Annotated in this window: 20 protein-coding genes; 12 read left to right on the top strand and 8 right to left on the bottom strand. The window is 68.7% G+C overall.

The window, feature by feature from the left end; translation table 11 throughout:
• Positions 1–73 precede the first annotated feature (73 nt).
• The 5 genes from ABZ348_RS24120 to ABZ348_RS24100 all read left to right on the top strand — a co-directional run bounded on the left by ABZ348_RS24120 (position 74) and on the right by ABZ348_RS24100 (position 5123).
• Positions 74–898, top strand: coding sequence for a nucleotidyltransferase domain-containing protein (locus tag ABZ348_RS24120; RefSeq protein WP_358936297.1), 825 nt, complete (start codon positions 74–76; stop codon positions 896–898).
• 195 nt (positions 899–1093) lie between these two features.
• Positions 1094–1570, top strand: a complete 477-nt coding sequence (locus tag ABZ348_RS24115; RefSeq protein ID WP_358936425.1) for a DUF5709 domain-containing protein — start codon at positions 1094–1096, stop codon at positions 1568–1570.
• Positions 1571–1957: 387 nt separating this feature from the next.
• Complete coding sequence (locus tag ABZ348_RS24110) at positions 1958–2404, top strand: hypothetical protein (RefSeq protein ID WP_358936296.1); 447 nt, start codon at positions 1958–1960, stop codon at positions 2402–2404.
• Positions 2401–4251 (top strand): GMC family oxidoreductase, encoded by a 1851-nt coding sequence (locus tag ABZ348_RS24105; RefSeq protein WP_358936294.1) that lies wholly within the window; start codon positions 2401–2403, stop codon positions 4249–4251. Before ABZ348_RS24110 ends, ABZ348_RS24105 begins: the two co-directional genes overlap by 4 nt.
• A complete protein-coding gene (locus ABZ348_RS24100; RefSeq protein ID WP_358936292.1) occupies positions 4248–5123 on the top strand; it encodes a hypothetical protein in 876 nt (291 codons plus the stop codon). The genes ABZ348_RS24105 and ABZ348_RS24100 overlap by 4 nt, the downstream gene beginning before the upstream one ends.
• 20 nt (positions 5124–5143) lie before the next feature.
• On the opposite strand, the gene ABZ348_RS24095 is transcribed toward ABZ348_RS24100, so the two are convergent.
• Positions 5144–6022 carry a haloalkane dehalogenase gene (locus ABZ348_RS24095; protein WP_358936290.1) on the bottom strand — a complete coding sequence of 293 codons (879 nt, stop codon included), beginning with the start codon at positions 6020–6022 and terminating at the stop codon, positions 5144–5146.
• Between the two features lie 367 nt (positions 6023–6389).
• Here ABZ348_RS24095 and ABZ348_RS24090 point away from each other — a divergent pair, with 367 nt between their 5' ends.
• The gene (locus ABZ348_RS24090; RefSeq protein ID WP_358936423.1) at positions 6390–6719 is read left to right on the top strand and encodes a DUF427 domain-containing protein; all 330 of its coding nucleotides are present in this window, start codon (positions 6390–6392) and stop codon (positions 6717–6719) included.
• Between the two features lie 78 nt (positions 6720–6797).
• On the opposite strand, the gene ABZ348_RS24085 is transcribed toward ABZ348_RS24090, so the two are convergent.
• From ABZ348_RS24085 to ABZ348_RS24070, 4 genes are all read right to left on the bottom strand, one after another.
• Entirely contained in the window at positions 6798–8645 is a 1848-nt protein-coding gene (locus ABZ348_RS24085) for an alkaline phosphatase PhoX (protein ID WP_358936288.1), read from the bottom strand.
• On the bottom strand, positions 8646–10775 hold the full coding sequence (locus tag ABZ348_RS24080; protein WP_358936286.1) for a peptidoglycan-binding protein: 2130 nt from the start codon (positions 10773–10775) through the stop codon (positions 8646–8648).
• A gap of 381 nt (positions 10776–11156) precedes the next feature.
• Positions 11157–12332 (bottom strand): DUF418 domain-containing protein, encoded by a 1176-nt coding sequence (locus tag ABZ348_RS24075; RefSeq protein WP_358936284.1) that lies wholly within the window; start codon positions 12330–12332, stop codon positions 11157–11159.
• A 272-nt stretch (positions 12333–12604) separates the two neighbouring features.
• Positions 12605–13402: an SAM-dependent methyltransferase gene (locus ABZ348_RS24070; protein ID WP_358936421.1), complete on the bottom strand. Its 798-nt coding sequence runs from the start codon at positions 13400–13402 to the stop codon at positions 12605–12607.
• Between the two features lie 246 nt (positions 13403–13648).
• Between ABZ348_RS24070 and ligA the strand changes: the two genes are divergently transcribed.
• The 4 genes from ligA (at position 13649) to ABZ348_RS24050 (ending at position 18278) form a co-directional block, all read left to right on the top strand.
• Positions 13649–15721 (top strand): NAD-dependent DNA ligase LigA, encoded by a 2073-nt coding sequence (gene ligA, locus ABZ348_RS24065; protein WP_358936282.1) that lies wholly within the window; start codon positions 13649–13651, stop codon positions 15719–15721.
• 132 nt (positions 15722–15853) lie between these two features.
• Positions 15854–16663 (top strand): alpha/beta hydrolase, encoded by an 810-nt coding sequence (locus ABZ348_RS24060; RefSeq protein WP_358936280.1) that lies wholly within the window; start codon positions 15854–15856, stop codon positions 16661–16663.
• Positions 16663–17925, top strand: coding sequence for a SpoIIE family protein phosphatase (locus ABZ348_RS24055; protein ID WP_358936278.1), 1263 nt, complete (start codon positions 16663–16665; stop codon positions 17923–17925). The genes ABZ348_RS24060 and ABZ348_RS24055 overlap by 1 nt, the downstream gene beginning before the upstream one ends.
• Positions 17922–18278, top strand: a complete 357-nt coding sequence (locus ABZ348_RS24050) for an STAS domain-containing protein (protein WP_358936276.1) — start codon at positions 17922–17924, stop codon at positions 18276–18278. The genes ABZ348_RS24055 and ABZ348_RS24050 overlap by 4 nt, the downstream gene beginning before the upstream one ends.
• A gap of 106 nt (positions 18279–18384) precedes the next feature.
• Here ABZ348_RS24050 and ABZ348_RS24045 read toward each other — a convergent pair whose 3' ends face one another.
• Complete coding sequence (locus tag ABZ348_RS24045; protein ID WP_358936274.1) at positions 18385–19161, bottom strand: alpha/beta fold hydrolase; 777 nt, start codon at positions 19159–19161, stop codon at positions 18385–18387.
• Between the two features lie 169 nt (positions 19162–19330).
• Positions 19331–21109, bottom strand: coding sequence for a bifunctional serine/threonine-protein kinase/glutamate ABC transporter substrate-binding protein (locus tag ABZ348_RS24040; RefSeq protein ID WP_358936419.1), 1779 nt, complete (start codon positions 21107–21109; stop codon positions 19331–19333).
• A 488-nt stretch (positions 21110–21597) separates the two neighbouring features.
• Here ABZ348_RS24040 and ABZ348_RS24035 point away from each other — a divergent pair, with 488 nt between their 5' ends.
• Positions 21598–22284, top strand: coding sequence for a cellulose binding domain-containing protein (locus ABZ348_RS24035; protein WP_358936272.1), 687 nt, complete (start codon positions 21598–21600; stop codon positions 22282–22284).
• A gap of 232 nt (positions 22285–22516) precedes the next feature.
• On the opposite strand, the gene ABZ348_RS24030 is transcribed toward ABZ348_RS24035, so the two are convergent.
• Positions 22517–23152 (bottom strand): GNAT family N-acetyltransferase, encoded by a 636-nt coding sequence (locus ABZ348_RS24030; protein ID WP_358936270.1) that lies wholly within the window; start codon positions 23150–23152, stop codon positions 22517–22519.
• A gap of 618 nt (positions 23153–23770) precedes the next feature.
• On the opposite strand from ABZ348_RS24030, the gene ABZ348_RS24025 reads away from it, so the two are divergent.
• Complete coding sequence (locus ABZ348_RS24025) at positions 23771–24643, top strand: aspartyl/asparaginyl beta-hydroxylase domain-containing protein (protein WP_358936268.1); 873 nt, start codon at positions 23771–23773, stop codon at positions 24641–24643.
• Positions 24644–24821 lie beyond the last annotated feature (178 nt).

Below are 24821 nucleotides of genomic sequence, written 5' to 3'. Positions count from 1 at the left end.
TCCGAGATCGATGCCCGGCCGGTCGCCGGGTTTGTCACCTTGCCCTCGTACGACCTCAGGAAAGAGCGTCTTCATGCCCGATCCCTCAACTGCACCCGCCTTGGACAAACGCATCCGGCTGCTCCGCGCGACGGCTCATGCCGACCGACGGCTGGAGGGGGTGTTGCTGTACGGCTCGTGGACCTTGGGCGAGGCGGACGCCCACTCGGACCTCGACGCCTATCTGTTCGTGAACGATGCCGACATCGAAGCCTTCGACGGACGTGCCTTCGTCGAACAACTCGCCCCGCTCAAAATGGCCTACACCAACATGTACGGCATCCTGGCCGTCGTGTTCGACGATCTGATGCGCGGGGAGTTCCACGTCGAAGCGGCGGGAGAGGGCATCGCCGAGATGGCGTCCTGGCGCGGGTCCGTGCACCTCCCCGACCCCGGCGGCGCGGTGCTCCTCGATCGCACCGGACGGCTCACGGCGGCGGCTCGGGTGCTCGCCGATTGCGAGCCACCCGAACCGATCTCCACAGCGCAGCAGTTGACGAACGAACTGGCCAACTGGACCCTGATGCTGGCCCATGTACTGGCCCGCGGTGAGACGGCCCGGGCGCACGCCCTCCTCCACACCGTCATCGCCCCGCAGCAACTCCAACTGTGCCGGCTGCTGCGGGGTTCCACCACCCATTGGCTCACCCCGAGCCGGGCCCTGGAGAAGGATCTCCCCGCCCACGACCGCGAGCGCTACACGGCGACCACCTCCAACGCACTGGACCCGGCCGTACGTGCCGCCGCCCGACGCAGTTGGCAGTGGACGCGGGATCTCGCCGGCGAGGCGGTGCAACGATGGAACATCGCACTGCCGCTGCCGCTCCACGAGGACATCAGCGCGCAGCTGGCCGGATAAGTCAGCCGAAACGGCCCGCGGCACGGATGAGCGCCCCACACCCCCCGTACCGCGGGCCATGCAGAAGAACCGGGGCGGAAGTGTCGGGTGCGCTCCGCCTCCATCCAGTGGACGATGGGAGCAGAGGCCCGTCCCACCTGCCCCCGCCCCGCCGGGGCACTGCTGAAGGAAGGCGCAACCATGGTCGGCAAGGACATGTCCGAGGACGCCATGGGCGACGAGGTCTATCAGCCCGGGTCGCCCGACGACAACGAGGTGCCCGAGGACGAGGGCCTGCTCGACCCCGAGGACACCCTGCTCGACCGTGGTGTGGACCCGTACGACGAGGGCTGGTCCCCGCCCGAACGCCCGCTCGGCGTCGAGCGCAGCGGCACCACCGCCCGTGAGCAGCACGAGGGCGAGACGCTGGACCAGAGGCTCGCGGAGGAGGTGCCGGAAGCCGGCCCCAACGCGTGGGAGGGCGACGGGATCGGGGACACGTCCGACACCGACGGCGAGGCCCTCGACAACGAGGTGGGGGACGTGCGCGCCGGCCGTCTCGTGGCCCCCGACGAGGGCGCACACGAGGACGCGGAGAAGGATCTCCTGGCATGGGACGTGGGCATCGACGGCGCCGCCGCGTCTGCTGAGGAAGCGGCGATGCACGTCGTCCCCGACGACGAGTCACTCTGAGCGACACAGAGGACATCGAGCACGCAGGGCGTCCGACCGAACACCCTTTGCGATACCTCGGGGCGATGCCTCATCGGGTAGCCGATCGCTTGGATGCCATCGACACCTCACCGAGGGGCGAACCGCCCCCTACTCAACGATTTCGCTCCATCCTCGCGGGTCGCACGCAAGCCCCGACGACTTCAAACCTCCCGTTGAGCACCAAGCGTGTTCGAACGTTCACCACCAGGCACATGGCCCCGCATGAATCCATGCCCCCTGAGGTAGGGATGTCGGCTGATGTGCCAGGGGTGGGGCGCACGGCCAGAGAGGGGTTCCAGACGATGGGTTGGCGGGTTGGAGAATCCGGCGCCGACGCGGCCGGCAGGGCGCCGGGTGAACGTCCCCGTGGATGACGACGATGACTCCTCGTCCGGCGCCCGAGCAGGGGGACTTGAACGGTTCGTCGAGCTCTCGGTCGCCCTGACCGGGTTCAACGCCGTCGAACTCACACGCACAGGTATGGCGGCGACCTACCGTGCATGGGTGGGCCGACAGGTGGACCCGGAGCTCTATGCCGAGCTGATCAGCGCATCGACCGACGGGGTCTGCGCACTCGACGAGGGCCCCGTACGGGAGCTGGCACGGTCGATCTGCCACCTCTGGTACCTGGGAGTGTGGCCGGCATCCGGCGTGCACGGGCCACCGACGGCTCCCACCGTGGTCGCAGGACGCGCTTACGCACACGGCTTGGTATGGCGCACCTTCGGCACTCACGCACCGGGGGCAGGTGCTCCCGGACACGGATCGTGGGCAGCGCCGCCGGTCGAGATCGCCCGGGGTGACGAGCGTTGACCGCGACGGAACACTTCGATGTGATCGTGGTCGGGGCCGGTGTCGCCGGCTCCCTCATCGCCCGGAGCCTCGGCGACCGGGGCTGGCGCGTCCTGGTGTTGGAGGCGGGGCGGGGCGATGCCTCCGGTGCTCCCGCCGTGGACGTGGAGCGCTTCCGTTCGGCGCTGATCAAGGTACCGAGCGCGGCCATCGCCCCCAACGCCCCGGCACCCTCGCCCGACGTGCTCGATCTCAGCGGCGATCCGGAGGGCGGCTTCCGCGCCAGCGGGTACCTGCTCCAGAACGGCCCGCTGCCCTACGCCAGCGGCTATCTCCGCGTCAACGGCGGTACCGGTACGGCGTGGACCGGTCTCACACCCCGGATGCACCCGGAGGACTTCCGTACCGAGGACTTCGGGTACGGGCGCAACTGGCCCATCGACTATGCCGTGTTGGAGCCCTACTATCGCGCGGCCGAGCAGGAGTTCGGTGTGGCGGCGGATGCACGGGAACAGCGGGACCTCGTCGGACTGCCCCTGCCCGAGGGGTACGACTTCCCCCACTCCCCCGTTCCCGCCAGCCATCTCGACCGGGTGGTGGCCGGGCGGCTGGACGGGCACCGGGCACGGGACCCGTTCGCCGTCCGTCCTACGGAGCTCCGGGTGGTGGGTACGCCCCAGGCGCGCAACACCACGGAAACGGCGGAGCACGGGCCTGTCTGTGAGGGCAGCGCGAGTTGCATCCCGGTGTGCCCCACCGGAGCGAAGTACACACCGCTCCGCACCCAGGCGCGTTGGAGCCCTTCGGTGGCGTTGGTCACCAGGGCGGTGGTGGGGCGGCTCGTCGCGGACGCCGGAGGACGCGTCTGCGGTGTCGAGTACCAGCGCTACACCGATGCGGCCTCTCCGGCCGGCACCGTCCGGTGCACGGTTCGTGCCGACACCGTCGTCCTCGCGGCCCATGCCATCGAAAACGCACGACTCCTCCTCGCCTCCGGCCTGGCCAACTCCAGCGATCAGGTGGGCCGGAATCTAATGGACCATCCCGTTCTGCTGACCTGGGGGTTGTTGCCGGAGCCGACCGGCCCGTACCGGGGTCCGGGTTCGACTTCCGGGCTGGAGGGCTTCCGGTTCGGTCCGGTACGGGGCGAACGTGCTCCCTTTCGGATCGAGATCGGCAACTGGGGGTGGAACTGGGCCGTCGGCGCACCGGACGTCGAGGTCAGGGCGCTCCTGCAAGCGACCCCGAACGGGGGCGGCGGGCGCGGTCTGTTCGGTGCTGCGTTACGACGGGCCGCGGGACATCGGATCGGACGACAGTTCGCGTTGCAGTTCGAGATGGAGCAGGGCGCCGACCCCTCGAACCGGGTGACCCTCGCCACGGGGCAGTTCGATCCGTTGGGCAATCCCCGCCCCCTGCTGACCTATGACCTGTCCGACCATGTGAAGGCGGGGATCGTGGCCGCCAAGTCCGTGTCGGACCAGATCTTCGCCCTGCTCGGCGCCGAGGACCACAGCCGTTACGAGCCGGGGCCCTCCCAGCCGGGTTGGTTCGCGTACGAGGACGGGTGTTACGCCTACCGGGGCGCAGGGCACGGAGCGGGGACCCACATCATGGGGAGCTCCCCCACCACCTCCGTCGTCGACTCGTGGCAGCGCTGCTGGGACCACCCCAATCTCTTCGCCGTGGGCTGCGGCAGCATGCCGTCCCTGGGCACGTCCAACCCGACCCTCACCATGGCCGCGATCACGCTGCGCAGCGCCGAACGGATCCACCGGGACCTCTCCGCGCTCCGTGCTCCGATCCGGATCTCTGCTCGCGCCCCAGATCGACGTCCCCGTACCGGCAAGGAGAACAACAGCCCATGAGCGATCTCGCCCTGCCACCCGTCGTCGCGCCCTATCTGCTGCCCTTCCACTACGGGGCGCTGCACAACATCGGCGTCGACTTCCTGGTCGACCCGGCACCGGTGCGCGCGCTGCTGGCCGAACGCCATCCCGATCTGAGCGCGGCCGATTTCGACGGCCGGGCCTGCGTCACGCTCAACTACCAGTTGTACTTCGCCCAGTACCCGAACGGCGGCGGCATCACCCAGGAGATCGAGTACAGCGTCATCGCCTACCCGACCGCGAGTGCCGATCGTCTCGCCCGGTTGTCGTACGACGAGTTCGCCCGCGGGTACGACCAGACGAAGTTGTTGGGGATCGCCCGACTCCACGTCCTGTGCGACAACCCCCTCGCCATCGCCGCGGGCACTGCGCTGTACGGAGAGCCGAAGTATCCGGGCGCTTTCGAGGTGACGTTGCCGTCGCCAAACGGCCCGGTGGCGGATCGTTGGCACGTCGTCTGTCGAGAGCCCGCGTCCCCCACGCAGGATGGGACCGCACCCGAGGGGCCGGCGCTGTTGTCGCTGTGGGCCGATCTCACGGGGCTCCCCAGGATCGCGGTGAACAACACGCCCATCACCGGTTATGGCACCGATGACGCCGGCCGACCGCTGGCCGGGCCGATGAACGTCTATCAGCCCTACCAGTACGCATCGCTGACCGGGACCGGGTCCGAGCGGGTTCGACTGGCGGTCCATGCCAGCGGCTCGCCGGTCGGTGTCGACGTGGTCGCGCTGATCGGCGACGCCTCCGCGCGCGGGGCATGGACCTATCAGTCGCCGCCGGTCGCGGCTCACAACCGTCCCTACTACGTGCCGCGGAGCCGCACCGGGCAGGGGACGCGTGCGAAGTGACCCGTCAGCGCCGAACGGGGCTACAGGTTCCGCAGCCAGGAGGCGAGAGCCATTCCGATGTCGTCGGGTGCGTCTTCCTGGAGCATATGGCTGCCTGTGACCGTGAGATGGGTCTGATTCGGCCAGGACCGGGCGATGGCGCGGTGCGCTTCGAACATGACGCCGGGGACCGATTCGATGAACAGCTTGGGAATCGTGGAGGTGGCGAGCCAGTCTGCATAGCGGGTGATGGTGTCGTGGACGTCCTCGGGTTCGCCCGCGATGGGGACTTGGCGTGGCCAGGACAGGGTGGGCCTGCGGGATTCACCCGGTTCGGTGTAGGGGCGCCGGTAGACGGCCAGTTCCTCTTCCGACAGCCCTCGCAGTACCTGATGGGGGAGAACGTCCTCGACGAAGAGGTTCCGGTCGAGGACCATTTCGTCCCCGGCGGCGGAGCGGATCGCCTGTAGGAACGCGGCTCCTTGGTCGGGCAGGTCGTCCCAGGAGGGAATCGTGGCCACAAAGGCCTCCATGTAGGCGATGCCCCGGACCGCGGCAGGGTGCCGACAGGCCCAGTCGAAGCCCAGGGCCGATCCCCAGTCCTGCACCACCAGGGTCACCCGTTCGCGCACGCCGAGGGCCTGGAGGAGTTCGTCCAGGTACCTGCGGTGTTCGACGAAGCGGTAGGAGTCCGGGCCGCTGTCGGGGAGCTTGTCCGAATCACCCATTCCGATCAGATCCGGGGCGATGCAGCGCCCTTGGTCCACCACGTGCGGGATCACATTGCGCCAGATGTAGGACGACGTCGGGTTCCCGTGCAGGAAGACGATCGGGTCGCCTTCTCCTTCGTCGACGTACGCCATGTCAAGGCCACCGACCTGGATCCGGTGCTTCTCGTAGTGGCTCTCTGACGAGATCATTCCTGCTCCTTGTTCTCAGGGTTCTCAGGGTTCTCAGGGTTCCCCCAGGTTCGCCCAGGGTTCGCCCAGCACGCTCGGTCACTGATGACCGGCGTTCGGACCAGCGATCTGTGCGGGGCGTCCGGGCACAGCACGGTGGGAACGCCCGACGACCGTACCGGCCATCGGAGCTCGGTATCGCCCGCCAGCGTTCCGGAAGTCGGCCGCCCGACCCGCCACCGCATGTGATCCGGCATGTGCGGGCGGCACCGATCTTGCCCAACACCTGAGACCTGCCCGGCGGGCGGTGACGACTTCCGGTCGCCTTTGCGTCGACCGGGCGACACCTGCCCAGGAGGGGAACAAGCCTGTAACGCCGGGCGCTGAACTGAACATGACTTCTGGACACCGCATCACCATCGAACAGGGCAGCGAGCGCGTACGGGTCGTACGGGACGGACAGGTGCTGGCCGAGAGCACCAGGCCGGTCATCCTGCGCGAGACGGGTTGCCCGGTCCGCTACTACCTGCCGCCCGAGGACGTACGGGTCGAGTTGCTGACCCGTTCGCAGACCAGCACGCACTGTCCCTTCAAGGGCGATGCCGCCTATTGGTCGGTTCCGGGCGCCGCCGATCTGGTGTGGGCCTATCCCGACCCCAAGCCCGGGGTGGCGGAGATCAAGGATCACTTCTGCTTCTACGACACCGAGCTCGGCTGACCGCGGAAGCGCCGACCCGCCCGCCGTCGTCCTGCGTCGAGGGAGTCCGCGCGGGTGGGCCTGCGCTTCCGCTTCATCTCATCGGGTGCGGGCCCTGACGGGGTGGATCACCACCGTCGCCGAGCGCGGGTAGGAGCCGCGATCGTGTTCCGGCCAGGTGCTGACCTTTCCCGTGGCGTCCTTGCCTGGTGCTCCCCAGGCGGCGGTGCGCTGCCCGGGATGCTGGATGTTGACGAACATGGTCCTGCCGTCGGCGGTCGCCGTGACTCCCGCCACCTCGGCACCGCGCGGTGCCGTCAGGAATCGGCGAACCATGCCCGTTTCCGGGTCAGCGACGAGCAGGGCATTGTTGCCGAGCCGCGGGAACGGCCCTTCGGGGCCGTTGAGCGAGTGCCCCGGGATGCCGGTGGAGATCCACAGCCGCCCCGCTGAGTCGCACCACACTCCCTTGGGATGGGCGAACGCGCCATCGGCCGGCGCTTCCGGATCGCCTCCTGCAAGGAAGTGTTCCCAGCGGAAGGTCACCGCGGTGGCGTCGCCCCCCTCACCGCGCCAGCGGATGATGCTTCCGTACGGCCCTGCTCCGGGGCCGCATTCGGCAGTTCCCCCGCCGCACCCGGCACCTCCGGTGCCGCCCGCCAACGCAAGGTAGACGTCGGCGTTCCGGCTCACGGCCACGCGCTCCGGCCGGGCGAGGGGGGTCGCTCCGAGGGCGTCCGCTGCCAGACGCGCACGGACCAGTACGTCCGCCTGGTCCTTCCAGCCGTTCTCCACGGTCAGCGGGCCCTGTCCATGGGCCAGCGGGAGCCAGCGGCCCGTGCCGTCACCGGAGGTGCGGGCCACATGGAGGGTGCCGTGGTCCAGTGGGTCCTTGCCGCGGGCCCGTAGTTCGCGCCAGGGTGCCGACCCGATGAACTTGTACAGGTACTCGCCGTCTTCGGCATCGGTGGTGTGGATGACCACTCGGCCGTCCGCTTCGGAGACCGTCACACTTCCGTGGGCGAACCGGCCCAGCGCGGTGCGCTTGACGGGTTCCGATGCGGGGTCGCGGGCGTCGATCTCGACGATCCAGCCGAAGTGCTCGGGTCGTGCCCGTCGATCGGCCAGGTCGAATCGCGGGTCCTCCCGGTGCCAGGCGTGCCCGAAGCCGCCGGCCGAGAGCCGGTAGCGGACATGGCTCTCGGTACGGCGCCAGGAGGGATCGTCCGTGCCGAAGAAGGCGTTGGCGTTCTCCTCGGCGACGAGCACCGTCCCCCACGGGGTGACGCTCACCGCACTGGGTGCCAACACACCCGAGGATGCCCCCTTGCCGGCGGCCGGGCCAGTGAATCGGACCGGGGTCCGGGCGGTGATGCGCCGGTTGTACCGGGAGTCGACCGTGCGCCAGCCACCGTCGGCAGCCTTTGCTGCGGCCACCGCCACCACGGTCACGCCCTGGGCCGCCATGGCCGTCCGCGCCGCGCCCTCCGTAAGCGCGGCGTCGACGGACTCATGGGCCAGGACCAGCAGTCCGTGCGGTCTTGGGCCGTTGCCGTGGTCGAACGGCAGGAACTGCACGCCGTGGTGGTGGCTGCCGATCTGGAATTCCTGTTCGTCCGCGGTGGCCACCCGTCCGGGCCGCCACCCCGGTGCTGATGGGGTCAGTGGGTCACCCCAGCGCGCAAGGGTCTCGGCGCGGAAGCCGTCGGGGACCACGAGTGCGTCGGTCCCGTCGGCGGGAACGGCGGCGAAGGTGGGAAGACCGGCCGTGCCGTCGGCCCGGGCGAGGAGCCCGCTGGCCGCAGAGGCGCCTGGAGCGCTCGCGGCCACGAGGCCCGCCGCCACCAGTGCTCCGGAGACCAGGACGGTTCTACGGGAGGCTTCGGTCGGCTGGTCCGTCGAGGGTCGGGGAGAGCTGTCCCCGGGCAGGTCCATGTGCTGTCCCATTCAGAACTTCTCCAGATTGAGTGCGGTCTGCAGGGCGCGATTGGTGCCCGGTCCCCAGGAACCGTCGACCGTGAGCCCGGCGCCGATCATCTTGTTGAGGTGGCGTTGCAGGGCCTGGACGGTCCCGATGCCGGTGACGCCGTCGACGACCAGTCCGGCGTCAGACCAGGTGTTGAGGTGCCGTTGGAGCGCGCGCTTGGACGCCGGGCCCCAACTGCCGTCCGGTACGACCCCGATGGCGCGCTGGGTCGCTGCGATGGTGATCGGGCCGAAGCTGCCGTCGATGACGAGCCGTTCACCGTCCGTGTAGCTGCCGTAGGCGGCCTCGGTGGCCGGTCCCCAGTTGCCGTCGGCCGTCACACCGACCCTGGTCTGCAACCACCGCACACCCGTGGCCGTGAGCGGACCGAACGAGCCGTCGACGTCCAGGGCCGGGGTGTATCCCAGGCCGTTGACCGCGTTCTGCTGCGCCGCGACGGAGCGGATCGTGGAGATCCCACCGATGCCGTCGACGTTTCCACCCGTGTGGGTGCGGTACGCCTTCTCGGTGGCCGGTCCCCAGTTGCCGTCGGCCACCACGCCGATCTTCGTCTGGAGCCACCGCACACCCGCGGCGGTCAGCGGACCGAAGCTGGCGTCCTGCACCAGGGGCGGCACATAGCCGAGCGCGTTCACCGCGTACTGCTGGGCCATGACGGACCGGTAGAGGGTGATCCCGCCGCCACCGCCGCCCTCGCTGATGTAGGCGATGTACGCGGCCTCGGTGAGCGGGCCCCAGTTGGCGTCGGCCGTCACACCGACCCTGGTCTGCAACCACCGCACGCCCGCGGCCGTGAGTGGACCGAACGAGCCGTCCACCGAGAGCATCGGTCGGTGTCCGAGGAGGTTCACGGCCTGCTGCTGTGCGGAGACCGAGCGAACGGTGGTGATGCCCGAGCCTGCACCCGGTACGCCGCCGCCCTCGATGGGAACGTCGTCCCCGCCCAGCCCGGCGATCACCCAGTTGCGCAGGTCGGCGCCCGGGCAGGAGGTCGATCCGATGGCCCCGTGGTAGGTGGCCGTGAGAACCCGTCCGGCGTTCTTGTTGGCCGCGTAGTAGAGGGCGCGGATGGCGTTCTTGGCCGCCGGAGTGGCGTCGCCGTCGCTGCCGATGAAGCACACGCCGATGTGCGTGGTGTTGTAACCGGTGGCGTGGGCACCGATGCTGAGCCAGCCGCGGCCCTCGTAGATGCGTCCGCTGCGGTCGACCAGGAAGTTGTAGCCGATGTCGGGCCAACCCCGCCCGTCCATGTGGAAGTTCTGGATGGAACGCAGCGACTGGGTGGGCGGGCCCGCCGAGTAGTGCACGGCGAATCCGGTGCGTTGGGAGAGGGGGACCGGGGACTCGGCTCGCGGCGGACGGGCACCCCAGGCGACGCGCGGGATGACCGGAGCTGCGGGCCGTACGGTCGGTCGGCCCGGGTCGATCGCCGAGCCCAACTGCGCGTACGGGGTGAGGTTCCCGGGGCATTCGGTGTTGTCTCCATGCGAATGCGGGAAGATGTTGTCCCCCGCTCTCACCTCGGAGCTGACGTTGTTCTGGAGGTGTCGGATCAGATTCTTGATCGACCCCAACATGGCGGACGTCGGCTGATTCGCGGATCGGATCAGACCGAGGACGGAGTAGAAGCCGGCGTTGCGGCCGACGGCTCCCACTCCGGATACCCACACTTCGCCACGCTTGGTGAGTGCGGTGGGGGGTGCGTCTCCGCCGTTCGCCTCGCCCCGTACCAATCCTCGACCGGTGTAGATCAATCCGTGGGGGCACACCAGGAAGTTGTAGGCGATGTCGCCGTACTTGGGTTTGTGATCGTGCCAGATATCGGCTATGTGCTGAATGCAGTCCGCCTCGGAGTCGGGCGCGAAGCTCCGGGGGCCGGCGTGGTGGATGAACACTCCACCCTTCCACGGGGCCCACTCGCGCCCCTGGACCGGATCGGGGGTGGCGGCGATCTGGTTCCGCACCACCTCCATCGCGGTACGGACGTCCCAGCCCAGTGTCCAGGTCAACTCGGCCGCCATGATCTGTCCGCGCCCCGTGTACGCGGCGCGCTCCGCCCACGCAGAGCGCGGTTTTATGTCTATCGCCATCTAAAGCGAGCCTCCTGTCGGCCGTCGGCCGTCAGGTGGGGACAGTAAAGGTCTGGACCATTCAAAGGCAAGGAAAGTCGTTTCCCTGGAACGGAGTTGTCGACCGACGACAAGAATCAGCAACCCGACACCTACTCCCTCACCACTGCCACCAGGAGGCGAAATGTGATGAGTGTCAGGAATGAGATGGAGCGATCGCCCCATCGAGCAGGGAAATATCCCGTACGCGAAGTCTGCGAAGCCAGCGAGGGCGAGGCAGTCGGCAAACGGAATGTCTCACCGCGCACTTGACTTACGGTCACGCCTTCGTTGCGGAGGTGATGGCCGGTGGGAGGTTGCTGCCGCCTCCCACCGGGGGTGGTTCCCTCACGGCAACGTGCGTCAGCGGCGGAGGACGCGCTTCTGCAGTGACTCCAACGGTCCGGTGTCGAAGCGCCGTAGCCACAGCGCCGAGCCCACCATCAGCACGAGGCACACCCCGGCCCAGAGACCGATCACCCACCACGGCCGCCAGGTCTCGCCGAACCGGTGCGCCAACCCCAGGCCGATGCCGTACGCGAGGAACATGCACAGCACGTTCTGGAGGACATAGCCGGACAGAGCCGTCCTGCCCACGCAGATGAGGCTGTGCAGTACCGGCCCCGTACGTCGTACCCGGTCGGTCAGCAGGCCGATCAACCCGATGTACCCGAGCGCCGACAGCGGGCCGGCGACATAGCGGTCCACCAGGAAGTAGTCACCTCCCGCCAGTGAGGACGCCACGCTCAGGGGGAGGCCGATCCCCAGGCCCCACAGCAGGAGCCGGGAACGGATGCGACGGCCGGTCTCGTCCGCGCCGAAGGCACCGGCCCGGAAGAGCCGTACGCCCAGCAGGAACAGGAAGACCAGCAGACAGAACGACAGTACGGGTTCGAGCCGCAAGGGCAGTGCGTGCTCCAGCCGGAACACCACCTGCTCCAGATAACTGCCGTGGGCATAGAGGTCCTTGACCTCGCGGGAGACCGGCTCGCCTGCTCCGGATCCCCCGATGACGATGCCCGCCGTCAGCAGCACCATCAGGAAGACGTGGACACCCGCCGCCCACCACATCACCCGGCTCTGGGCAGTGGCGGAACGGGTGAGCAGCCAGGCCACCAACAGCGCCGTGACCGCGTACCCCATCAGCACGTCCCAGGCGAAGACGAGGACGAAGTGGACCGTGCCCTCGGCGAACAGGAAGAGGGCCCGCCACCGATAGCGTCCGGGCCACGGTTGGCCGCGCCGCTCCGCCGAACGGTACTGGATGGCGAGGCCCACACCGAAGAGGATCGTCAACAGCGCCAGGAACCTCCCGTTCGCCAGGAGACGCAGGACGTTCTCCACCGCAACCGGAAAGGACGACAGGGAGAACTCGGCGGTGCCGCCGACGAACACGCCCCACTCGGCCCCAGGACCCGTGAAGATCCACACATTGGTCAGCAGCGTGCCGAGGATCGCCACTCCCCTCAACACATCGAGCAGTGCGAGGCGGGTACTGGCACCCGAGGCGGCGACCGGAGTGGTCGTTAAATTGGTCATGCTTCCATCGTCTCGATGTGCAGACCGCGCACCCTCATGACCAAGGACGAAGAGGAGGTACACCGAAAGGTGTACCGGCCGGACGGTGGGGTCGTGTGCTCGATGGGTGCGCCGTACGACGGTGGGAGGCGCACGGCTGCGAGACCGCCCCGGCCGCGCTCGACGACGCGGATTCAGGTCCGTAGCGGGGCCTCGCGTTGGGTCCGGACGGCAGGTCACCGGGTGCGTCCACCACGCACCCGGCCCGACCGGACCCAACTGGACCGCGGGGACTAGGGAATGCGCGCGACGGCTCCCCATCCGGCTCGTTCGGTGGCCGTGCCGGTGGTGGCGTCGGGCCGCCAGTTCGGCCAGGAGACCAACCCTGGCTCCACCAGCTCCAGACCGTCGAAGAAGCGGGCGATCTGCTCGGGGGTGCGGAAGATGTAGGGGATGGCGCCGCTGGAGTTGTAGGCGTCCTGGGCCGCGGCTTGGGCGGGACTGTCAGCGTTGGAGTGGCTGAGCGCGAGGTGGCTCCCGGACGGCAACGCGGCGACGATCCGGGCGACCAGGGCCAACGCCTCGTCGAAGTCCACGATGTGACCCAGCACATCGGAGATGACCAGAGCGACGGGTTGGTTCAAGTCCAGTGTTTCGGCCGCCCCGGCGAGCACCTTCGCCGTGTCTCGCATGTCCGCCTCGATGTACGCGGTGACGCCCTGCGGGGTGCTGGTCAACAGCGCCTGGACATGGAGCAGGACCAAGGGGTCGTGGTCCACGTAGACGACACGGGCGTCCGGTGCGATGCGCTGGGCGACCTCGTGGGTGTTGTCGGTCGTCGGTAACCCCGCTCCCAGGTCGAGGAACTGTCGCATCCCGGCTTCGGCCGCCAGATGGGTGACGGTACGTCTGAGGAACGCGCGGGATTCCTTCGCCATGACCTCGATCAGGGGGAAGGCTTCCCGATAGGCGTCGCCGGCGACCTGGTCAGCCAGGTAGTGGTCCTTCCCACCCAACCAGTAGTTCCAGACCCGGGCGGAGTGCGGCACCGACGTGTCGATGCGCTGTTGGGGGTCTTCGCTCACGGTGATTCCTTCTCCGTCGCTCTCGTACGAGTCTTCACGAGCCGTGCCGGCACGGTGCCGGGGCTCACGGGCGGACGGGCGTCGGCTTCTGCGAAGCGGAGCGCCGGCCGTCCCACCGACATCTCAGCACGGCGAGCACATGTGTCGGAGCACTTCCCGCAAGTCATCCGAGCCCGGCCCCGGCCATGCGGGCATCGGTGACGGTGGCACGCCCGGGCCTCACTGTCAGACCCTTGGGGCAGTATCGCCGCCATGACGATCACTACCGCCACTGCGTTCGCCGGCCGCGAGGAGTACCGCACCGCGGTGGACACGGCCCTGGCCGCTTCCGCCGCCTACTACGGGGACGGCAGCACTCCGCTCGACGACGCGACGTACGACCTGCTCGCCCGCCGGATCGCGGCCCACGAAGAGGAACACCCGGACCACGTGCGCTCCGACTCCCCGACCGGGAAGGTCGCGGGCGGTGCGGCTCCGGTCGGAGACGTCGCCCATACGGTTTCGATGCTCTCGCTGGACAATGTCTTCGACGCCGAATCGCTGACCAAGTGGGGCGCATCGGTGGCCCGGCGGCTGAGTGCGCCCGTGGGCGGTGGGTTCGCCGTGGAGCCGAAGTTGGACGGGGCGGCGATCGCCGCGCGGTACCGCAACGGCAGACTGGTGCAGTTGGTCACCCGTGGTGACGGCATCCACGGCGAGGACGTCTCCCATGCGATCGGCAGCATCGTCGGCCTCCCCGAAAGACTGGACACCGAGCTCACGGTTGAGCTGCGCGGTGAGGTCCTGATGACCCACGCGCAGTTCGAAGAGGCGAACGTCGTGCGCCAGGCGCACGGGGCGAAGGTGTTCTCCAATCCGCGCAACGGCACCGCGGGCACCTTGCGGGCGAAGGACCGGCCGTACACGATCGAGACCACGTTCTTCGCGTACGGCGTGGCCGGAGTGGACGACGAAGCCCCCGGTCTGCCCGGTGACACCCATGAGGCCGTGATGACCCTGATCGCGGCGGCGGGGGTGAACACCACGGCCACGACCGCGGTGGGGATGCGGGTCTGTGCGACCTTGGAGGAGGTCCAGGCCCGGGTCGAGGAGATCGCCGGGCTGAGGGCCGCCTTGCCGTTCGGCATCGACGGCGCCGTGATCAAGGTCAATGACTTCGGGGAGCAGAAGACGGCCGGGGTCGCCACCCGGCATCCCCACTGGGCCGTCGCGTACAAGCTCCCGGCCGTCGAACGGCGGACCACGCTGCTGGCCGTCGAGTGGAACGTGGGAAGGACCGGCATCATCGCCCCGCGCGCCGTACTGGAGCCGGTCGAGGTGGACGGCAGCATCGTGCGGTACGCCACCCTGCACAATCCGGCGTTCATCCAGGCCAGCGGCATGATGGTCGGGGACACGGTGACGGTGTGGAAGGCCGGGGACATCATTCCGCGCATCGAGGCACCCGTCGTCGATGTGCGTACGGGTGCGGAGACGCCCATCGTGTTTCCCGACGCGTGCCCCAAGTGCGGCGGTGCCATCGACACGTCCGGAGAGCGTTGGGAGTGTGCCGGCGGGGCCGGTGGGGGGTGCGGTCTGCTCGCCTCCTTGAGATACGCCGTCGGTCGCGACCAACTCGACATCGACGGGCTGGGCACGACGTACATCGAGGCGCTGGTGGATGAGGGGGCCGTGGTCGACGTGGCCGATCTGTTCACCCTCACCCGGGAGCAGCTGGTGTCGGCGACACGCAGCGAAAAGCGTGCCGACACCCTGTTGGCGAACATCTCGACGGCCAGGAGCAAGCCTCTGAACAGGGTGTTCTGCGCCCTGGGCATCGTGCGGACCGGTCGTACGCTGTCGCGGCAGATCGCACGTCACTTCGGCACGATGGATGCCATCCGCGCCGCTGCCCCCGAGGCGCTGTCCGCGGTGCCGAAGTTGCCCGGCGCCAATGCCCCGAAGATCGCCGCGCACATCGCCGCCATGGGTCCGGTCATCGACAAGCTCGCTGCTGCCGGTGTGAACATGACGGAGCCGGGAGCCCCGGTCCAGACCGAGACGGAGACCGAGGCCATCGGCGAAGTTCCGGAACTGCCGTTGACCGGCCAGGTCGTCGTCGTCACCGGCGGAATGAACGGCCCGTTGGCGGGTCGCAACCGTACGGAGATGAACGAGCTCATCGAGCGGGCGGGCGGGGTTTCCTCCGGCAGCGTGTCGAAGAAGACGACCCTCGTGGTCGCCGGTGAGAGCGCCGGGTCCAAGCTGGCCAAGGCCGAGGCCCTGGGGACGAAGGTCCTCACGGAAGAGGAGTTCGCGGAGCTCTTGGGTGACCACCTCGTCTGATCCGGCTGCTCCGATCAGGAAGAGGCGCCCGGCCGGGTGGCGCTTCCTGATCGATGCGAGGACCCCGACCCCAGGATTTCCGAGGTCCGGGTCGGGGCCGGCCCGGGCGGGTCGTCTGCAAGGATGAGGCGCATGGATGTACGAAGCAGGCACCACGTGACGATCAGTGGTCGCGCGGATGGTCGGGTCGTGGTGCTCTCCCACGGGTTCGGATGCGATCAGAACCTGTGGCGCCTGGTGGTCCCGGCACTGGAGCGCGATTTCACCGTGGTCCGCTTCGATCATGTGGGATCGGGGCGCTCGGACCTGTCCGCGTGGAACGAGCAGCAGTACTCCACCCTGGACGGCTATGCGACGGACGTCCTGGACCTGTGCCGCGAACTGGCACTGGGGCCGGTGGTGTTCGTCGGGCACTCCGTGAGCGCGATGATGGGGGTCCTGGCCGCGGCGCGGGAACCGGAGGCGTTCGCCGGCCTGGTCCTGCTCGCCCCGTCCCCGTGTTTCATCGACGACCCGGCCACCGGCTACCGCGGCGGGTTCAGCGCCGCGGACATCGAGGAGCTCCTGGAGTCCTTGGACGCGAACTATCTGGGCTGGTCCGGAGCGATGGCCCCGGTCATCATGGGCAACCCCGAGCGTCCTGAGCTGGGCGAGGAACTCACCAACAGCTTCTGTCGTACGGATCCGACGATCGCCCGCTCGTTCGCCCGGGTGACGTTCCTCTCCGACAACCGGGACGACCTGACCCGGGTGGCCGTCCCCACACTGGTGGCCCAGTGCTCACGGGACGCGATCGCACCGCCCGAGGTGGGCGCGTTCGTCCAGAAGCAGATAGCGGGCAGCGAGCTGATCACCCTGAACGCAACGGGGCACTGCCCCCAGCTCAGTGCGCCCGAGGAGACCGCCGCGGCCATCACTGCATTCGCCGGCGCGCCACGGTGATGTGCACGACCAGCGGCGATCCCGACCGCGACCGCAACCCGGGCGAGCAGCCGCGGGACGATCGGGCCCTCTTCTCGTCCCTGTTGGAAGACAGTGCCGAGGATCTGTACGAACATGCCCCCTGCGGGTATCTCTCCACGCTGCTCGACGGACAGATCGCCAAGATCAACACCACGCTGCTCCGCTGGCTGGGCTACGAACGCAGTGAGATCGTCGGCCGAAGGCAGTTCTCCGATCTGCTGACGGTCGGCGGCAGGCTCTACCACGAGACCCACTACGCGCCGCTGCTCCGGATGCAGGGCGAGGTCAGCGGAATCGCCCTGGAACTCAAGGCCGCGGACGGAACGCGGCTGCCCGTGCTGGTGACCTCGACCGTGAAGACGGGGAGCGACGGGCAGCCCCTGCTGATCCGCACCACGGTCTTCGACGCCCGTGACCGTCGCGCCTACGAGGCGGAGTTGTTGCGTGCACGGCAAGAGGCGGAGCGGGAACGCGAGCGCCTCCAGCGGCTCGCCACCACACTCCAGCGGACCCTGTTGCCGCCGACCCTGGCCAATGTGCCCGGTCTGGACGTCGCCGCGCACTACCACATCGCTTCGGCGGACGAGGTCGGCGGCGACTTCTACGATCTGTTCCCCCTCGGTTCCGGCACGTGGGGGATGTTCCTCGGAGACGTCTGCGGCAAAGGGGCCGCTGCCGCTGCCATCACCTCCCTGGCCCGCTACACGCTCCGGGCCGCCGCGGTCTACGACCCGGACCCGGCCGCGGTGCTGCGCAACCTCAACACCGTCCTCAACCACGAGTACAACGGCCAGGATCCACGGTTTTGCACCGTCATCTTCGGCCTCCTCACCCCGGAGGGCGAGCGGGGCGGCTTCCGGGTGACGCTGGCGAGCGGCGGTCACCCGCCCGCACTCCTGATGCGCACCAACGGCGAGACGGCCTATGTGCCCACTCCAGGGGGGCAACTCATCGGTGTGCTCCCCGATGCCCACATCGCCACCACCACGGTGCATCTGGATCCCGGCGACACCCTGTTGTTGCACACCGACGGGCTCACCGAGGCGCACAGCGCCCTCACGGGTGACCGGTACGGCGACGAAGCCCTGTTGGACTTCGCCCGTGGTCTGGCGCCCACCAGCGCGCCGGATGCCCTCGCGGCGATCCGCGCGTTGCTCGGCACCCTCGGTAGCGGGGTGGACGACGACACCGCCGTGCTGGCCATCAGCATTCCCCCTCCCCCGAGTGAAGAGTCCCCGTGACGCAGCTGAGCATCCACATCCGTACCATTCCCGCCGGGCAGGTCGTCGAACTCGGCGGAGATCTCGACCATCACAGCGCGCCCGAGGTGCGGGGCCGTCTGGCCGGGCTGGTTCTGCGATCCGGGCAGCAGTTGGTGATCGACCTGGCCGGGCTCACCTTCTGTGACTCCAGCGGCATCACCGTACTGATCGCGGCCCGCAATCTCGCGATCGCCGCGGGGGCCTCCATCGCCCTGGCCGCGGTGCCCGACCAGGTCAGCAGGATCTTTCGGATCGTGGGTCTGGAGCAGATCTTCCCCACGCACCCCAGCGCCGCGGCGGCCGAAGCCGCCTGGATGCCGGCGGACGGCTGATCGACCCGGTCGGCTCCGTCCTCACGGTCGACCCGGTCCGGGGCTCGTACGTCCGGACTTGCGGGCCCGCGGGACGTGTTGCCACTCCCGCGGGCATGACACGGCGTCAGACGGGTGTGGCACCTGTTGCCCGGATGTGGTCCGTCATGGTCCGGATCACCTCGTCCGGATGGTCCGCCAGATAGAAGTGACCGCCGGGGAAGACCTTCAGGGTGAACGGTCCTGTGGTGTGCTCCGCCCAGGCAGCGGCCTCCGCGACCGTCACCTTGGGGTCGTCGTCGCCGACCAGCACGTGCACCGGGCAGCGCACGGGCTCCCCCGGTTCTGGTAGATAGGTCTCCGCCGCTCGGTAGTCGGCCCGGAGCGCCGGGAGGATCATCTTCCGCACCTCCTCGTCGTCCAGCAGGTCGGAGTCCGTGCCGCTCAGCGCGGCGACCTCTTCGAGCAGGCCCCTATCGTCCCTGAGATGGGCGGTCTCCCGGCGCAGTGCCGAAGGCGCCCGACGTCCGGATGCGAAGAGCGCGGCGGCGATGATGTTCTTCTCCCGCTCGAACCGTCGAGCCACTTCGAAGGCCAGGGAAGCACCCATGCTGTGCCCGAAGAGCGCGATCGGTCGGTCGGCCCAGGGCAGGAGTGCGGTGAAGACGTGGTCCGCGAGTTCGGGGATGTTGTCGATGAGCGGCTCGGTACGACGGTCCTGACGGCCCGGGTACTGCACGCACAGCACGTCGGCGAACTCCGGCATGGCGCGTGCGACAGGTACGAAGTAGCTGGCGGAACCGCCCGCGTGGGGGAGGCAGACCAGGCGTACGGCGGCCTCTGGACGGGGCTGGAACCGGCGTATCCACAGGCTGTTCTCGTCTGAGCCGGGGCGGGTGGTCATCAAGCTGATCAAGTCCTTTCGGGTACTGCCCGGGGGTCACGGTGCGTTTCTCGCGCTGGTGGGTTCCTGCTCGTTCTCCGGGGCGGCCGGCCGCCCGTGGGACGGGGGTGCGGCCGAGCGGAGGAACACCCATCGCTGCGGGAGGTGGGCGGGATCCCCGAAACGGTGTTCATGACTGCGGCGTCTCCCGCTGCAAGAGGGGAAGGTGCTTCTGGACTGCCTTCTTCCACTCTCCTTCCCTGGTCATCTTCTCCAGTGCCGCCTGGACGCGTGGCTTGAGGACGCTGCCCTTCGGCAGCCCGATCCCGTACTCCTCACTGCTCAGTCGGAACCCGCCGAGGCGGTACTTGCCCGGGTTCTGCGCGGCATATCCGGCCAGGATGGCGTCGTCGGTCGTGACGGCATCCACCGCACCGGTGGACAGTGCGGTCAGACAGCGGTCGTAGCTGGGCTGTTCGACGAGCAGCACCTGGGGGGCGACCTGGTTGCGCAGATACGTCCCCGAACTGGAGCCCGTGATCGCACAGACCTTCTTGCCGTTCAGTGCCGAGGCGGAACCGATGGAGGTCTCGTCCACCCGCATCAGCACATCCTGGCGGCCCACGAGATAGGGACCGACGAAGTCGACCACTTCCTTGGCGCGCTCACTGATCCCGTACAAGGCCACGACGATGTCCACCTTTGAGTCGCGCAGCAGGTCCTCCCGCTCGGTGCTGCGGACCTCGCGCCACTCGATGTCTTCGGCGCGATGGCCGAGTTCGCCCGCGATGTAGGTCGCCACGGCCACGTCGAACCCCTCGTAGTCGCCGTTCACCGCCTTGAAGCCGAGGCCGGGCTGGTCGGACTTGACCCCGATGGTGATCCGTCCCTGGCCTGCGGAGTCGCCGCTCGAACCGTCTCCCTGGGCGAGGCCGCCGGGTGAGGCGGTGGAACCGGCCTTGGCCTTGTTCGAGCCGTCACCGTCACCCTGGAGTTGGAACCAGAGGAGTGCGCCGCCGAGCGACACGGCGACGAGTGCCGCGGCGACGTACGCCCGGGTACGTCGCCGGGTCCACCTCGGCCGTGGTCGGCGCGCGGGCGCCGGGGCGGATGCGGGCCGGGCATGGGGAGGCGGGGCGTCGGAGGTCAGGGCCGCCGGAGGCGCGAGGGGGTACGAGGTCGGGGCGGCGCTCTCGTCCCGTACCGAGCCCGCCGCTTCCAGCAGGCGGTCGAACGTCCGGGCATCCGGGCGCACGGCCGGGTCCCTGACCAGGACGGCCATGAGCGCCTCGGTCAACGGTCCGGCCCTGCGGGGTGGCGGAACGTCCTCGCTGAGGACCGCGGCCAAGGTGGCCAGGGTGTTGGCGCGGCGCAGCGGGTGGTGTCCCTCCACGGCCACGTACATCATCAGGGCCAGCGACCAGAGGTCGGCGGCCGGGCCGCCGTCGTGTCCACTGACCCGTTCGGGAGCCATGTAGTCGGGCGTGCCGATGAAGGAACCGGTTGCGGTGAGTGCGGTGGAACCCTGGACCGCGGCGATGCCGAAGTCGGTGAGGACGGGGCTTCCGTCCGGGCGCAGCAGGACGTTGGCCGGTTTGATATCGCGGTGTTGGATGCCCACCGCGTGTGCGGCCCGCAGCCCGGCCAGCACTCCGCGTCCCACTTCGGCCGCTTGTTCGGGGGTGAGGGGGCCGTCGCGGTCGAGGCGCTCTTGGAACGAGCCTCCGTGGACCAGTTCCATGACGAGCCACGGGTAGCCGTTCTCGCCGATGTCCACGATGTGGTGGATGGTGACCACGTTGGGGTGGTCGGTGCGTGCCAGCGCCCGGGCCTCCCGCAGGACACGGGCGCGCAGGGCCCGGGCGCCCTCGGGGTCGTGTTCGGCCAGTGCCGGATCCGGTGGACGCACTTCCTTGAGCGCCACTTCACGATGGAGCATCAGGTCGCGCGCTCGCCACACCAGGCCCATGCCACCGCCGCCGAGCCGTGCCAACAGCTCGAAGCGGCCGTCGATCACTTGCGCCACTCAGTCCCCCTCGACACCCCGGCCGCACGGCCGGACGCGGCCCACCCTCGCAGGTGTGTGTGGAGTCCCCCGGACTCCGCGGGCCGATGTTCCCGGGTGACTCTCCCACACGGGCGAGGGAGATCGACAGTCGAACGGACGCCGTCGTCGTGGTGTCGGTCGGCCGGGAACAAGTGGCGCCGAACCGGTAGGAACGGGTAGGGAGTTCGGCCTCGGGCAGAGGACTCGGGGGGCCTGAAGGTCCGGACTGCCGAAGAACCGGGGGTTCGACTCGCCCTCTTCGCCCGGTTGTGAACCGTGGCGCGAGACGGAGTCTTGCATTCCCCCTTGACGTCCCCGAAGAGGGGTCGATAAGTGATAGGCCACCGTCTCTGGTATAGACCAAAGATGGTCAGGTAGGCGTACGGACCCCCCACACCAAGGAGCAGCTCATGCGAAGACGAACAGCGTCCTCGGTCCTCTCCATCGCCACGATCCTCGGGGCGATCGCCCTGTTGTTCGCACCGCCGGCGACCGCGATGCCACCCGCTCCCGCCGTGGCCGACTTCCGGCAGACCACATCGTGGGAGGGCGGCTACCAGGGCGCCTTCACGATCACCAATGTCAGCAGCTTCACGCTCACCAGTTGGACGGTCTCGATCACCCTGCCCGCGGACACCACCGTCAGCACCCACTGGGACGCGACGCTCACCCGCGACGGAAACTGGTACTCGTTCCGCAACCAGGGCTACAACGGCACCATCGCCCCGGGCGCCTCCGTGACCTTCGGCCTGGTGGCACAGGGGGCCTCCCAGCCCCGCACCTGCACGCTCAACCAGGGCATCTGCACCTTGCCCGACACCGCGGCGCCCACCGTGCCGATGGGCGTGCACTTCGCCGACATCACCGGATCGTCGGTCCGGTTGGCGTGGAGCGCATCGTCGGACGACCGGGACACCGTTCTGACGTACGAGATCTCCCGGGACGGCCTGCCGGCGGGCAGCACCGTGGGTCTCACCTCCCTGCTGATGACCGGGCTTCAGCCTTCGACACCGCATGTGTTCCGGGTCCGCGCCAGGGACGCAGCCGGTAACACATCGGCCTACAGCGCACCCGCCGTCGTCCCTGTTTTGGCCTAGGGTCCTTCTTTCGGACCTCGCCCCTGCCCGCCCGGATCACGCACCACCGTCCGGGCGGGTACGGCGAACCGTGCCGCGCCCCGTACGTCCGGTGCGGGAGGGTGGCCGGTCACCGTGCACGACGAGGGATCGTCCTCGCCGCAGCGCCGGGACCGGAGGGAGTTGACCTCCGTCGTGCGGAACTCGCATCCCTTTGTGTGAGCGGCGCGATGTGCGCCTACCGTGCCCCGGATCAGGGTTCGATGCGCGGCAGCGGGTGCCCCTCCCTCGCCTTGGCGTAGAGGGCGATCTTGCGGTGACGGACCTGGACCTCGCCCAGGCAGGTGGCGTCGTTGTTCTCGATCATCCTGCGGGACGCCGCGTTCACCGCGTCGGGTTCGTAGACGACCGCATTGCAGAGCGGGTCGCGCAGGAAGAACTCATCGGTGACCTCTCCGATGATCCTGCTGCCGAGGCCGCGACCGGTGTCCGCCAGGTCGGCGATCGCCAGGTGCATGCTCAGGTCGTGTGCCGCCGCCCGGTAGTGGTGCCCGACGACGTCCTGGGCCATCCGGTAGAACTCCATGTAGGCCATGGGCCGCCCGGCGCTCTCCACGATGATGGGGCGCGAGTACTCGGCAGCGAATTGGGCGTCTATGTGCGCTTGCCAGCGCTCCAGGGGCCAGTCGTACTCCCAGCCCTTGGCGGTGTGGGGCCGGTTCATCCACTCCCAGATCATCGGCACGTCCGGACCGTCCGCCCGCACCAGCCGGTACCGGAGGTCCCCACGGACGAAGTCGGCGGGGGGTGCGGGCACTTCGAGCCAGGACGCGGGCAGCCCTTCCGTGACATAGCGGGGCAGGACCGGATAGGTCTCGGTTGGGTTCAACGTGACACTCCACGGTTGGTACGGCTGTGTCGGGTGGGGGGTGGGATCGGACCCCGGATCGGGGCGCACGTGTGTCCCCGTTGGGATGGGGACACGACGGAATGACCCGCCCGGTGAGGGCGGTGCAGCACCGAACACGGGGCGAGCCCCGGCCCTCGGGGCTCACACTCCCCCGGGATTGTTCCAGTCGGCTGACCGGGTCGACAAGGAGATCACCATCACCCCACCGCCGGCGACCCTATGTCAACTCGTCACACTGTTGAGCCAGTTGTGAGTGATGCCCGTCACGCCGGGATGTCGATGAGGGGTGATCTGTGTGTAATATTGGAGATCAACTTAGGTAAGCCTTGCCGAACTTTCAAGTCATGGATAGCGTCTGGCCACGTCGGCTCGACGGACTGGAGCCGATGTCGACCCGGATGCCGCACCCGGCGCACCCCAACACCACAACACATCGCGGGCCCCGTTCTGTCTCGGGGCAACCGGCACCACGTCGCCCGCCGGCAGCGGGCCTTGGGGTGTGCCGCGGAAGAGGCATGTCCACGGCACTTGACCAGTGCGGGAGCGAAGGCAACCAGGCCCGTGCCCGCAACACGATTCGGAAAGGTGATGTCAGTCTTGAGATCACACATCCTGGGACGCATCGACCTGGACGAAACACTCCTGTCCAGGGACCTCGAATACCTCAGCTCTCTGCCCCGCGGCGAAGAGGGCTACGACGAGTTCAGCAACGGCTACTGGAAGAACCTCCCCCTGTGGAACAGCACCGGTGACTCCGGGGACGACCTCTACCGCGACACCGACTCGCCCGCCCAATTGACCGAACACGGCAAGAACTGTTCCTACTTGCGTGACCTGGTGGAAAGCACCTTCAACACCGACCACATCACGATGGTGCGCACCCGCAACCTCGTGGACGCGGTCGTCATTCCCCACCGGGACTTCGTGGAACTGGACCGGGAGGCGGACCAGTACTTCCGGGTGCTGATGTTCCTGGAGGAGAACGCCGCCGCCCTGCACTCCAATGACGACACGGTCATCAACATGCGGCCGGGTGAGATCTGGTTCCTCGATGCGGGATCGGTGCACGCGGCGGCCAACTTCTCGCCGGACAGCCGGCAGATGCTCTGTGTGGACTTCGCCTTCGACGGTGCCTACGAGGAGTCGGACGTCTTCCGTGACGCCTCCCGCTACCGGCCGTCGACCGATGCCCAGATCATCGAGCGGCCACCCCTGCCCGTGGCCCGGCTCGACGCCATCAAGGGATTGGGACAGGTCGTCGACCGCTCGAACTTCAAGGAATTCCTCTTCCTCCTCTCCAAAGTCCACTTCCGTTATGACGTGCCCGCAGAGGCGACCTACGAATGGCTTGCTGACATCGCTGTCACCTCGGGCGACGAACTCCTCGTCGGAAAGGCCAAAGAGCTGCGCGAATACGCCATCGGTGCCCGTGCACTGAGCGAGCGCTTCACCGTGAACTCCTGGGGCTGAGCTCCGGCCACGAGCGCCAACCGCCACGGCACCGCTCGACCGCGCACCGCGCGGACGGCGGCGGGCGGCGGGCTCGTGGCGAACACGGTGAACGAACGCCCGAGCGGGCTGCGGGAATCGGGCGGCATGAAGGAACACGCCGGTGCGGTGGGGCGCACCGCGCGGTCCTGTGCCGCCC

It is taken from the genome of Streptomyces sp. NPDC005963 (assembly GCF_040638655.1).
In the GTDB taxonomy this organism is placed as follows: domain Bacteria; phylum Actinomycetota; class Actinomycetes; order Streptomycetales; family Streptomycetaceae; genus Streptomyces.
Note: the sequence above shows the minus strand (reverse complement) of the source record. Positions and strands in the feature narration are given on the sequence as shown.